Source organism: Chitinophaga pendula, assembly GCF_020386615.1.
GTDB classification, from domain to species: Bacteria; Bacteroidota; Bacteroidia; order Chitinophagales; family Chitinophagaceae; genus Chitinophaga; species Chitinophaga pendula.
This window is the reverse complement of record NZ_CP077769.1, coordinates 1,457,113-1,472,309: the sequence shown is the minus strand read 5'-3', so window position 1 is coordinate 1,472,309 and position 15,197 is coordinate 1,457,113. Positions and strand designations below refer to the sequence as shown.

2 protein-coding genes are annotated in these 15,197 nt (G+C 44.3%); both read right to left on the bottom strand.

Annotation, left to right across the window (positions count from 1 at the left end):
- Positions 1-6: 6 nt before the first annotated feature.
- Positions 7-7,614 (bottom strand): hybrid non-ribosomal peptide synthetase/type I polyketide synthase, encoded by a 7,608-nt coding sequence (locus tag KTO58_RS05865; RefSeq protein ID WP_095840276.1) that lies wholly within the window; start codon positions 7,612-7,614, stop codon positions 7-9.
- A gap of 20 nt (positions 7,615-7,634) precedes the next feature.
- The gene (locus KTO58_RS05860) at positions 7,635-15,191 is read right to left on the bottom strand and encodes a non-ribosomal peptide synthetase/type I polyketide synthase (protein WP_225860081.1); all 7,557 of its coding nucleotides are present in this window, start codon (positions 15,189-15,191) and stop codon (positions 7,635-7,637) included.
- Positions 15,192-15,197: the final 6 nt, after the last annotated feature.

Sequence of the window (15,197 nt, the reverse complement as noted above, 5' to 3'; positions counted from 1 at the left end):
AACTCTTTAAATATCTTCTAACATTTTTAGATCCTCTTCTGCATCATCGATGGCATAAGCAATATTTTCGCGTATGCTGTCCAACCGCTCGGTATCTCCTTTCAAAAGGAACTCCTTTATGGCAAGTATTGTAGTTAACCCAAACATATCCGCGATGCCTATACTCCGGCCGAAGGTGATGTTAATTTTATGAGTAAGTGCTACTATTTCTAGTGAATTACCCCCTAATTCAAAAAAGCTCCTGGTAACGCTAATATCTTCTTTCTCTAACTGTAACACATCTGCCCAGATTTCGACCAATTGCTCTTCTATCTCTCCTGATGGCGCGATATATCCATCTCCTGCGGTAATCTCGATATCAGGTAGCGCTTTATAATCCACCTTCCCATTCTGGGTCAGCGGAATATGATCAATACGTTGCAGGTGATCAGGAACCATATAAACAGGTAACTGTTCCTGCAGATAGGACCGCAGCGAAGCATGATCAATTGTAGCTGAAGATACATAGTAGCCACACAGGTACTGGTCTTCAGATGTACCCATCACTACGGCGACACTGTCGCTGATACCTTCATAGCTATTCAGTAAACCGCTGATCTCTCCCAACTCGATCCGGTAACCGCGAAGTTTGACCTGGTCATCCAGACGACCCAGGTATACCATCTTATCCCAGGACAACATCCGTACCTGATCGCCAGTACGGTATAAACGATCTCCCTTCACGAAGGGACTATCAATAAACCGCTGAGAAGTCAACAGGGGATTATTCGCATAACCCACTGCCAGACCTGCACCCCCTATATATAATTCTCCCCGGACTCCCAACGCCACAGGACGTAATTCCTCATCAAGCACATAAAGACGCGTATTCCAGATAGGCTTACCTATAGGAACTGCATAACCGCCTTCCAACGGATTATACAGGTAGAGCATACAGCCCACAGTAGACTCAGTCGGGCCGTACTCATTATACAAGGAGGCTTGTCCCCCATATTGCTGATAAATATCCTCCGCTACCGTACGTTCCAGTAACTCCCCGCCTATGATAAATTTCATGGGCCGTGCAGATACCGGCAGATCGCGGATCAGCTTCAGGTGAGAGGGTGTCAGTTTCACCACATTCACCTCTGTATCAGCTATTACTGTTCCAATAACTCCCGGGTTATTACCTCCTCCGAAGATCTTCAGGCGGCCTCCACTGATCAATGGCAGAAATAAAGAGGTGATCGTCAGATCAAAGGAAATAGAGCTATGTAAAGAAAATACCGTTTCTGTATTACTATGAATGTAATGGTTACGCGCCCACCTCAGATAGTTTGCCAATGAATGATGGGCTATCATTACTCCCTTAGGCTGTCCGGTAGATCCAGACGTATAGATCACGTAAGCCAGGTCTGTGCCCACAGGGCGTAAATACAACTTATCTCCACTGTAACTTGCCGCTGCCTGTCTTACAATGGAAATCCTTTGGTCATCCAAAACCAGTTTCACTCCAGCATCACGCAAGATCATGGATGTACGCGCTTCCGGATAGGCAGGGTCTATAGGAATATAAGCTGCTCCAGCTTTTAATATCCCTAATAAGACAATGACCAGATCAATGTTTCTCTCTGCAATTACTCCCACCAGATCACCACCTCCCAGATTGAATTCAGCTTGCAGATACACAGCCAATTGATCTGATATCACATGTAGGTCCTTATAAGAAATCATCTCCTTACCAAACTGCAAAGCCGTTTCACTCGGAGTACGATATACCTGTTCTTCAAACAAGTCTATTATAGTCCTGTCTTGCGAATGGACATTATCAGTATTATTAAAATCGATCAATAAGCGATTGCATTCCTCCTGATCCATTATACTAATATCCCTCAGGCAAACATTTGAATTTTCTATAATGGCACCTACTATTCGTTTGAAGTATAGACATATCTGTTCTATGCTTTCCCGCATAAAAAGCGCAGTGCTATACTCTAATTGGATACTAATAATCCCACTATCTTCTCCGGCGATCAGCGTAAGGTCAAACTTGGATATTTCATGCTCTTCATTATAGGGTTTTAACCTCAACCCTTCCAATTCCATCTCGACACGTTCAAAGTTTTCATAACTGAACATAACGTCGAACAAAGGATTGCGGCTCATGTCCCTGGAAATACCTAAAGATTCCACAATATCTTCGTACTGGTACTCCTGGTTATCAAAACAGGAAAGAGTGTTGTTCTTTACGTCTTGTAAAAAGCTACTGAAAGGCTGGTCTTCCTCAGATCTATTCCGGAACGGTAATGTATTGACAAACATTCCCATCACACCTTCGAGATCGGCATTCAGCCTTCCAGCTGTAGAAACGCCTACTACAATATCTGATTGCCCGCTCAGCTTGCCTAACAAAACATGGTATATTGACAGCAAAAGCATGAACATAGACACCCCTTCTTTCTCCGCCAGTTTCTTTAATGCAAGGGAATGTTTATCTGATAATTCATCTACCAGTTTGGCACCTTCCGTGCCTTTAGACAAGGGGCGGCTAAAATCCAGTGGCAGGTCTAATGGCGCTGGTAACTCGCTGAACATATTCATCCAGAACTCTTTCTGGGCATATATACGCTGCTGCTCAGGTTCGCTCTGTTGCCATTCAGCGAAGTCCCGGTATTGTAAACGTAAAGGCATTAGTTCCTTCCCGTTATACAAGTCCATAAAATCGCTTGCCAGAATATTATTGGAAACGCCATCCGTAACTATGTGATGCAGATCAAACAACAACAAATGACTTAGCTGATCGATCCGGATCAATCCAGCACGAAAAACAGGCGCCTGATTCAAATTAAACGACCGTACAAAACGTTGGATCAGGATATCAATATCAGTACCATCGGATTCATACTCTTCCAACAGGAAATTAACTACCTCCTCCACTTTCTGTACCATTGTCTCATTAACCAGCTCAAATTTCGTCCTCAGTATCTCGTGCCGTTGTATGACTTTATTAATACTATCCTTTAATTTGTTCTTGTCGGGCAAACCATCCAGCATTAGTATCTGCACACCATTATAGGCAGTACTATTCGGATTCAATTGCTGCAAGAAATACATTCTCCTTTGTGAGGAAGATAGCTGGTAATATTCCTTTTTGGGGGCTTTAGGTATTTCTGAACCTCCCTGTTTGTCTTCTTGACTAGCCAGATACCGCACCAGCGATTTAACATCAGGGTGTTTATACAGATCCCCAATAGCCAGCCTTACTCCTATTTTTTTGTTAATCCTGGCGATCAGCGTCATCCCTTCCAGGGAATCCCCACCAAGCTCAAAGAAATTATCTTCATCATTTATATAAGATCTACCAAAAAACTCACGGAATACATCCATTACCTTTTCCTCTGTAGTCCGGATCTTATGCACTTCTTTATTCTCTTCAGGAGCACCGTTCATTTCATCCCTGAAGGACTCAAATTCATGCTGATGTTCACGGATTGCCTCATTAAGATCTCCGCGGTAAATAGTAGTAGAAAGGCCAATACCCTCCAGGCATCTATGAAACATATTTACACCCTCGGAGGGATAAATTCCATCGGTTATCTGCGCATTGATCTGCCGGATATCCGTATCCTGCTGTTGCATCGTTTTTACCGTCATCCCAACATCCAGCCAATCACACCAGTTGATGGCAAAAGCATGGATGCCAAATTGTTCCCGCAGGCTGGCAACATGTGCTTCCATAAATTCATTGGCAGCATTGTATGCCACCTGGCCAAATTTTGACTGATAGAACACGTTACCAATAGAAGAGAACAACGCTATAAAGTCGAATGAGGCGAAGTCAATAAATCGTTGAAAAAGCAGAACTCCTTTAATTTTAGAATCCGTATACCGAATAAGATCATCAGTTGTCCTATTCTGAATGATCCCTCCTCTGTCAACTTCTCCCGCTGACCAGATCAAACCGTTTATTCTACCATACTTCTCACTAATTTCGTTAGCAAAATGCGCTACGTCACTCTCTTTGGAGACATCCATTTGATAGAGGTCCACCTTTTGCCCTTCCGCACGTATAACTGTAAGTTCTTCCAGCATTTCCGCAGAAAGGTCAGAGCGATGTATAATAATTACGTTAGCTCCCCCCTTACGAGCAAGGTCTTTAGCAATGGAAAAACCAATACCACCAGCTCCGCCGGTTACTATATATGTTCCTCCCCGAATAATCTTTACTGCAGAAGTTGTTTGTTTGCTGGCCTCCAGTTTGTCAAAACCATGTTTCCACCTTTGTCCTGCTCTGTACGCGACCAGTGGCACAGTTTTTTCGTAAAACAGCTCCCCGGCAAGCCCTGGCAAATATTTACGTGCCTGTTCATTTGTAAAAGGATATGGGATATCAACAAGCTTACAAGTCACATTCATTAATTCTAAAGGCATTACCTTAACACAGCCGAGAATAGCAGATTTCAATGCATTCACATCATCCTGATCAAAAACCTTCGCTACATAGTTGTTATAAACCGTGATAGATATATCATGAACAGATTTCATTGTCGCAATAGACTGCGCCAACCTGCATAGATTAAGATATCCGTCCTCTAATCCGGAAAGTGCGGATGTATAATCTGGTGATGAAAACTGCTCATATAAAGCGGTGTTATAAACAATATGATCCGGAGAAAAGCCATTCGATCCCAGATAATCCCATAACAATGTTAAATGATTATAATTTACTTCTAACAAGCCTTCATGGATCACCTTAAATGTTTGCCCACCAACAACTGCTATGATATTATGCCCAAGATCACGGAGGTATGCCGCCAGAGAATCGCTGAAATGTTCATTCCCCTTGAATAGCAATATTTTCAGGGACTCTTCCTTTACTATCTTCGGTATAACGGTTTTCTTCCACGTACTTGCAAAGGCGTTCACATCTCCCGTACCGGGTTCTCGTCTGCTTTTACCATATCGTTTCTGTAATAGACTGTCTATATTAACAACAGTTGAATAAGGTACTTTTTCAAAAGAATACGTCGGCAATGAAAGTCTCGCCCTTGATTCCTTCCCGTAATATTCGCTCCATTTTATATTAATTCCTGCCTCCCAAAGTGTACCCATTTTCTCGACCAGGTAGTATTGATCATTTATGCTTTCCTGAGAAGCTCTGATCATATTGACCACCGTATATTCGTCACTTAATAAAGGATTTAAATTAACATGATTACATAATGCCTTTCCAGGGCCTATCTCGATGAAAATAGCCGGCCCCTGCTTAATCAACAGATCAATCCCCTTTGAAAAGCGTACAGTATTTCTGACATGTTTACTCCAGTAGGTCCCTTTATTTAATTCATCAAAAGTGACGAATCCACCATGCAGGTTGGAAACGTAAGGTATATTTGGAGGATTTATCTTTATTGTATTGGCAGTTTGTTCGAATTCCGGCAACATATCTTCCATCATATAGGAATGAAAGGCATGTGAAGTAGGTATCACCTTATTCTTAATACCTGCTACTGACAAAGTTCCACAGAAAGCTTCGATAGCGCCCTCATTCCCGGCTACCACTATCCCTTCCTGGCTATTTATGACTGCTATTTCAATACCCTCATATCCTGCAAGCAGGTTACGAGCTCCTTCTTCATCAATAGCGATGCTTAGCATCTTACCCTTCTTTACTTTACCCATCAATTCACCACGACGAATTACAAGTTTCAAAGCATCCTCAAGAGATAATACGCCACTTAAACACGCGGCCACATACTCACCGATACTATGGCCGATCATCATATCTGGTACCACACCCCATTGCATCAACATATGAGCATAAGCATACTCTACTATGAACAGTAAAGGCTGTGTGTACGTGGTATCATCAATGTCAGCCAATTCGGTTCCATCTGCATACATCGAAAGTAAGGCGGCACGCAGATTTCTGGCAGTATATTGCTGAGATAAGAGAAAACACTCGTCCACTTTTTCTCTAAAAATCACTTCACTGTCATAGATGTCCTTAAACATCCCCGGATACTGGGTCCCCTGTCCGGAAAACATAAAGATGATATTCCTCAGGCCTCTGTTTCCGGAAATAGCTACTGCTTGCAGAAAGCGTTCCTCAGACATTTTCCGGATGGCATCTTCTCTCGTATCGCTGGCAATGGAAATCCTGTACGGAAAGGTACTTCTACCTAAGTTCAGGGTATATGATACATCTGCTAGCGCTATCTCTTCGTTATGCTTCAAATATGTTGTAAAGCAACTTATATTCCTTTCAAGAACAGCCGGTGTCTTTGCAGAAAAAGTAAGTAACTGGGATTTTCGGCCCGCTGTAGATCTTGGTGTTGTTATCGATTCTTCCAAAACCATATGGACATTAGTGCCTCCGATACCGAAAGAACTTATTCCAGCCTTAATGGTGCTCCCCGAGCTCATCCAATCCTGCGTGGTGTTATTGACGTAAAATGGTCCCTTTTCAAAAGGTATACTGGGATTAGGATTGGTATAATGCAAACTCGGCAACAGTTTTTTATATTTCAGCGCGAGCACTGTTTTTATAAATCCCGCCACCCCGGCAGCTGCATCCAGGTGACCAATATTTGATTTTACTGACCCTATCGCACAGGTAAGTGGTTTACTACCTTCGAAAGCCTGGTTGAGTGCTTCAATCTCAATGGCATCCCCCAGCTGAGTAGCCGTACCATGTGCTTCCACGTAACCGATTCCGGATATGGCGACAGCAGCCATCTTATGCGCTTTTTTTATCACATCTACCTGGCCTTTTACCCCCGGAGCCGTAAATCCTGCCTTATCATTCCCATCGTTGTTAATCGCAGAACCCTTTATTACCGCATAAATATGATCATTATCCTTTATTGCATCCTGTAATCGTTTTAACACCACAACGCCAACACCTTCACCGGCAATTGTACCACTGGCATTTACGTCAAAGGGTCTGCATCTTCCGTCCTTTGAGAAAATCATCCCTTGTTGATATAGATATCCTCTTTTGGAATAATTATTTACAGATACACCACCCGCAATCGCCATCTCACATTCTCCCAACAACAAACTGTTATATGCCTGATGAATGGCCGCCAACGACGAAGAACAAGCTGTATGTACAAATACGGCAGGACCACGCAGATTAAGTTTGTACGCAACCCGGCTGGCGAGATAACTTACATCTCTCAGTTGTGATGCACTAAAGTCATCGACCAACCCTTCTTCATTCTGTAACATTGCATAGATCTCCCAATCAGGGTCCGAAGATCCGGATGCATAAAGTGCGATTTTCCGATTAGTATGTTCTGTGCTATAACCACTATCTTCCAGTGCTTCCCAGCAACATTCGTGAAACAGTCTGACCTGCGGATCCATCAACTCCGCTTCATGACTGCGATAACCAAAGAATGCCGCATCGAAGAACTGCTTATTCTCCAAACAGGCATTGGACTTTACATACATGGGATCCTTTACAAGCACTATATCTTCACCTTCTTCTATAATCTCTTCTTCGGTAAAATCGCTTACACAGTCCCTGCCATTCACCAGGTTGTCCCAGTACTGTTTAATATTATCTGCCTTGGGAAACTTTCCTGACAGACCTATCACTGCTACTTCTAATCCGGTATATTTCTCCATGTATAAGGAAATTGTATTTATTAAGACCTGTTTATTGCGCCTAAAACCAGATGCATCTGGTCCATTTCATTGTCCAAATATTGTATATTTTCCTGCTCCTCCTCTTTTACCTTACCTGACAGGTACTTCGCCATTTTGCTGACAAGTGGGAACTCAAAAAAGGTAGCAACGGATAGATTTGTATTAAAAGCAGTATTGATCTCATTACATGCATTAATAACATCCATAGAGTGTCCACCTAATTCAAAAAAGTTAGTATCGATGCCAATTTTCTCCTCATCAATAGCTAATACAGCGGCCCATATTTTCACCAGACTTTTCTGTAGCTCATTAGCCGGTGGAACATAACTGTCCTTTTCTATTTGTATTTCAGGATCTGGTAATGCCTTTTTATTAAGTTTTCCGTTAGTAGTAAGCGGGAACGTGTCTATCTTAATAAAATAAGAAGGTATCATATAATCTGGCAGCCTTGTACTCAGATATTCCTTGAATGTCGACACGGCTATTGGGATCTCACTGGTATAGTAACCAACAATATATTTACTCCCTGCTCGTTCCTTGATGACAGCTATGCTCTGTTGTATATCTTTGTGACCACTTAACTGATAGGTAATTTCACCTAGTTCGATACGAAGTCCTCGTAACTTTATCTGATCATCCAATCGCCCCAGATACTCTATATTACCATCCGGCATCCACCGCGCCAGATCTCCTGTTCTGTATATCCTATCCCCGCTCTTAAATGGATTTGAAATAAATCTTTCACTGGTTAACGCCTCATTATTTAAATACCCTCTTCCTACTCCGACTCCTCCTATATATAATTCTCCTGCTACTCCAATCGGGGACAGCCTACCATATTTATCAAGTATATATAACGCTGTATTGGCAATGGGTTTGCCTATAGGAATACTGGCAGGTAATTGTTCGATAGACCAATCACAATTATACCAAGAGACATCCACAGTAGCCTCAGTAGGGCCATATAGGTTAATTAGATCGGTTCCCTTCTGTAGGGTAAACAATGCTCTGAATTTATTCACTTGTTCTACTTTCAGGGCTTCTCCACTACAAAATATCCGGCGTAATGTTTTTAATCGGGTCTTTACTTCATCTTCAGTAGTATTTAAAAGGAATGCCTCAAACATTGATGGTACAAAGTGAAGCGTCGTTACTCCGGCAGCAGTTATCGCGGACTTTATCATTTCGGGGTCTTTTTCTCCTCCTGGAGGAAGCAGATATAGACTCGCCCCAGTAAAAGACCACCAGAATAACTCCCACAGAGACACATCAAACACAACCGGAGTCTTCTGTAATATCACATCACCTTGCCCTATCGGATATTGTTGCTGCATCCACCATAATCTATTGACCAGGGAGCGATGCTCTATCATCACTCCTTTGGGCTGTCCAGTGGACCCGGAAGTATAGATCACATAGGCAAGATCACTACCTGTAGGACCTTCATATGACATTTCCTTTTCATTGTATAGAGAGGCTTGTTGTACGATCCCATATACATTCTCATTATCAATCATCACCAGTATATTACCGTCCTGTAAGATATGCTCAACTCTCCCCACGGGATAAGAAGGATCAATCGGAACATAAGCTGCACCTGACTTTAAAATACCGAGTAAAACAGGTATCAGGTATATACTCCTTTCCAACATGATCGCTACTTTATCTCCAGCGCTCACCTTTCTATCTTTGCATAGGTATATACTTATCTGCGTTGATAATAAATCTAGTGCACGGTAGGACATTGTATCCGACCCAAATATTAATGCTGGTTCATCAGGAGTTTTAGTAACCTGTGTCCTGAAAAGATCAACAATAGTTTTATCAGAAGGATATACACTTTCAGTGCTATTAAATGTCCCTAGTAAGATTTCTCTTTCCGTTTCATCAAGCAGTTCAATATCCTTTATTCTAATACCAGCATCTTTAACAATAATCGCTGCGATTCTTTTCAAATAAGCTACCATTCTAATGATGGTGTCCTCTTTGAATAAAATGGTATTATATTCAATATTCAAACTGATTCCATCTGCTTCTTCTGCTGCAATCAATGTCATATCGAACTTTGACACATCATGTTTCTTCTCATATGCAGTTAACTTTAATCCTTCCAGCTCTGAATCAACATCTTCAAAGTTCTCATAGCTGAACATTACGTCGAACAACGGATTACGGCTCATATCACGGGCTACACCAAGCGACTCAACGATATCCTCATATTGATATTCCTGATTATCAAAGCAGGATAATGTATTTTCTTTTATACGTTGTAAAAAGGATTGAAATGTATCCTCTCCTGCACAGCTATTACGTAAGGGTAGTGTATTTACAAACATCCCCATCACACGTTCCAGATCTGCATGTAAACGACCTGCCGTTGGTGTACCGATTACAATATCCTCCTGGCTACTGAGCTTGCTCAGCAAGACATGATAAATAGACAATAAGAGCATGAACATCGATACTTTTTCCTGCTCAGCCAGACGTTTCAATCCATTTACAGTATCGCCAGTCAGCTTATTTTTAAGAATCGCACCAACGGTACTTTTTATCAGGGGACGACTAAAGTCTACCGGTAACGCTAATGGGTCTGGCAGATCCTGGTATTGTTTCATCCAAAAAGCCTTTTGAGCTGATATACGTATCTGCTCTGCCGCACTCTGCTGCCATTGTGCATAATCTTTATATTGTAAGTGCAGTGCTGGTAATTCAGCTCCGCGATAAAGTGAACTAAAGTCATTGACCAGGATATCTGTAGATACCCCATCAGTTACTACGTGGTGCATATCTACCAGCAACACATGTGCTGCTTCTCCGATACGGATCAGCCCTGCACGCAACAAAGGTGCGTGTCCCAGGTCAAATGGACGGATAAACTGATCTACCAGGGAGGATACTCCTGCTGCATCACTCTCGTAAATCGTCCATTCAAAGCCTGCAATCGTTTCATGGACCCGCTGTTTCACTTCGCCTTCATGCAACTCGAAACTTGTACGCAGTATTTCATGGCGCGCTATCAGCTGTTCAAAACAAGTACGTAGCCGTTCTGCATCCAACATTCCTTCCAACCGGATCACATGCGGCATATTATAGGTCAGCGCCGCTTTGTCAAAGGCATGTAAAAAATACATCCGCCGCTGTGCTGCCGACAAGGCATATAAGCCCGCCCCACCTGCTGAAGGGATCACCGCACTACGCCCTGTTATCTGGTCAATACCAGCGTCCCCTAAACGATTGTGGATAAAAAGACCCTGTGTCGACAATACCGGATGATCATAAAAATCACGGATGGACATATCTACACCAAAAGTCTTGTGTATACGTGATAACATCGTCAGCGCCTTCAGGGAATCACCTCCTATTTCGAAAAAGTCCGAGGTATCAGATAAATCAGCCTGGCCAAAGAAGTCTTTCCACATTGCCTGCAGCTGTGCGCTCACGCCAGACTCCGTTTGCTCAAAAACAAGATGGTTATCAATTACTGCTTTCTGTTCACTAGTATCTATTATTCCTGTTACCCAACGCTCCAATCGACCTTCCAGTGGGGCTTTTGATATCAATACATGCGATAAGCTGGTATGTTGTAATGCCGTTTCCAACACTTCACAAACTTCGGTATGGGTAATCTCCTCCGCACTTCCAATTTCATCAAAATCCAATCCATCCAGGCTGACACTTAGCCAGCGTTGTAAACGGCCAGACCCTACTTCCCGTTGTACAAACTGGTCCATATAACGATTGGCGGTCGCATACGCGCCAAAACCTAAACCGCCCAATACCGTCGATATCGAGGAGGTCAGCACACAGAAGTCCAGTGCACGATCAGCCAATACCTGCCACAAGGCATGAAGACCGCTGATCTTGGGACCGAACTGATGCATATAGTCACCAGTACTCAACTCCGGTAATAAACCTATGGAACGACCGTCCACTACTCCTGCGGCATGAATAACACCATTGATGGTACCAAGTTGTTCCTCTGACGACACCAATGCTGCCTTCAATTGACCGGCATCGGAGATATCACAGGCGACATAACGAACCACTCCTAAGCTGCACAATTCTTCATAACGTGTTTGTTTGTCACCGCTCAACTTTCTGTTGCGGCCTACCAGGATCAACTTAGCCTGATAACGACTCAGCAGGTATTTAGACAACGTATAACCCAGCTGACCCAAACCTCCCGTAATCAGGTAAACACCTCCGTCACGGAAAACACTACCTTCCCGATCCAGCCGCAAAGCATCGTAATGCTGTTGCCAGCGTTGACCCCGACGCAAACCGATCACCGAGCCCCGGCGAACGGCCGATAACTCACGGCAAACACATTCTTCCAGCCATTCTACAGATACTCCCGAATAACTGATATCTATTTGTTGGGTATGAAGTCCTGGATACTCCTGACCGATGACTTTCAACAGGCTCTGACCTAAACTGCTATATGCGTCGCCTGACTCATCCCCACGTATCAGCTCTCCTTCCTCCGTCAGCAACACCAACTCCTGGCTGCAATGCTGCCAGGTGATTGCCAGGTTAGATACACTGTAACACAAGGAGGTATAATCGGCAGCACTTTTACGGTCCATGGACCATAAATGTAGTAGCTGTGTAGGTTTAAAACCACCGGAAGATAGTATCGATGCCAACTGACTAAAATCTCCTGCAACGCCGCCATCTATCTCATAAACATCTACGGAAAGACTGGAAAAACCGCTTCCCTGGTAGACTTCTACCACCTCATGGCCTTGGAAACGAAGCCGGGCAGATAAGCGGGCGCCAAAACCACCTGCATCACTTAATAACAGGATCTGGCGGGTAGCCGTAGCAGCTGTACCTACCACCGACTGACGCCATCCGGGTACATAGAACCAATCGGATAGCTTACGGCCCTTATCTGACAAAGTACCTGATCCCAACTGTTGTTGTAATAGCTGATAAGCATCCACATGTACCGGATATTTCACCTGCTCAAAACTATAACCTGGTAAAGGCACCTTCAAGCGACGCTCATTACCATAATAATCCCGCCAGTTGATACTTACGCCTCGCTCCCATAACTGACCCAAACCGGTTAACAGGTAATGACCATCAGCTCCCGTATCACGTGCTCCACGAACCAGGGGAATGCCCTCCTGTCCGGCCATACTGCATAAAGTACTCAACACCTTGCCTGGACCTACTTCCAGTAAAACAGACGTACTGCTGGTGGATAGCAACGTGGACAAGCCGCCTGAAAAGTCTACGGTCGAACGTAAATGGTTCACCCAGTAGTCAGCCTGGCAGATCTCATCGGCCAAGGCTTCCTTACCCGTCACATTTGAAATAAATGGCAGGGAGGGTGTATGGAAGGTAATACCCGAAAAACAGCCACGGAAAGCGGGTAACACCTCATCCATCAGGTGTGAATGGAAGCCATGTGAGGTACGTAACTCCCGGCAAACATGACCCGATGATTCTAATTGTAGTTTTAATGCTGCTATCGAAGACTCTCTGCCGGACAATACACCCGAAGAAGGGCCATTGACTGCCGCCAGGCAGATATCCACTCCACACAATGCCAGCAACCCTTCACGATCCAATGACACACTCAGCATCTTACCTGTAGGTGCAGCCTGCATACACTCTCCCCGTTTTACTACCAGGTACAATGCATCTGATAAGCTAAATACACCACTCACACAAGCAGCCACATATTCTCCGATACTGTGACCGATCATCATAGAGGGCTGAACGCCCCAGCTCATCAGCAAACGAGCCAGGCTATATTCTATGATGAACAGACAGGGTTGGGTATATTCTGTCTGATCCATACGGGCATCTTCACCAAATAATACCGGACGCAGGTCTTTGCCACAACGGCGTTGGACAATAGACAAACACTCATCTACTGTACTACGGAAATGCGGCTCTTCTTCATACAGCCCCTGGCACATCCCGCTATATTGAGATCCCTGGCCAGGGAACAGAAAGGCAACACCTACTGTGCGTTTGTCCGAAATATAATGACTCCCTGCCGACAGCCAGCCAGGGGTATTCAACAATGCCAACGCTTCGGATCGATTTCGGCAGACCAGCATCCGACGATAGTAAAAAGACTCACGTCCTACCTGTTGCGTATAGGCAATATCATTTAAGGAGGTGGTGGTATCCTGTTGCAGGTACGCCGACAAGCGGGCAGCATTACGCTCCAGCGCCCCTGGTGTCTTACCGGACAGCAGCAGCAACTGATGGCTGCGACCGGTACTGCCGGTGTCGCGCCCAGGTGCTTCTTCCAACACCACATGCACATTTGTGCCACCTATACCAAAAGCACTCACACCTGCCCGACGGGGATGACCATTACGTTCCCAGGGACGCAATGTTGTATTTACATAAAAAGGACTGTTAGCAAAGTCGATCTCCGGATTGGGTTGCTGGTAGTGCAGACTGGGCACCAGCTGGCCATGTTGCAGTGACAACACGGCCTTGATCAGACCTGCTACCCCGGCAGCCGTATCCAGGTGACCGATATTAGATTTTACAGAGCCGATTGCGCAGAATTGTTTCTTTTCTGTATTAAAAGCCCTTGTCAGACCAGCGATCTCCACAGGGTCACCCAGTTTGGTACCTGTACCATGTGCTTCAACATAACCAATGGTGGCCGCCTCGATTCTACCCCATTCATGTGCCATCATAATGGCTTCCATCTGACCATTGATAGAAGGCGCAGTATATCCCACTTTGCTATTACCGTCGTTATTGATACCCGTACCACGGATCACCGCATAAATGTGATCTCCATCATTAATTGCGTCCTCCAGCTTTTTGAGTACCACTACTCCTGCCCCCTCTCCTCCTACCGTACCGGTAGCGGCAGCATCAAAAGCCCGGCAGTGCCCATCTGCGGAATGTATCATACCTTCCTGGTACAGATAGCCTTTTTTTGACTCATTACGGATTGTAACCCCTCCTGCCAATGCTACCGTACAATCTCCCAATAACAAGCTGTGACAGGCCTGATGAACAGCCACCAACGAAGTAGAGCAGGCTGTTTCCACTCCCATTGAGGCCCCACTGAAATTAAACGCATAAGCAATCCTGGTCGTAAGGAAACGGACACTGCTTAGCAAAAATTCTGTGTAGGCATCCACTTCTCCAGTCTCATTGGCTAATGTTGTATAAGCCTCCCAATTGACATTAGGAGTAGCACCCGCGAATAAACCGATCCTATTTCCTGGTGTATATGGGTTACAACCAGCATCTTCCAATGCTGTCCAGCAAACTTCATGAAATAAACGGGCCTGCGGATCCATGAGCGCTGCCTCAGTTGGTATATAACCAAAAAATGCTGCATCGAAATATTCCTTGCCTTTTACAAAAGCATTGGCCTTTATGTAAGACGGATGATCTACCACTGATGCTTTTTCACCTTCTTCCAGCACTTCTTCACGACTAAAAAATTCGATCGACTCCTTTCCTGCCTTTAGATTCTCCCAAAAGCCCTCTATATCGTTGGCCCCGGGAAACCTCCCGGCCATACCTATGATCGCAATCTCAAAACCAGTATATTCACTCATGTATGA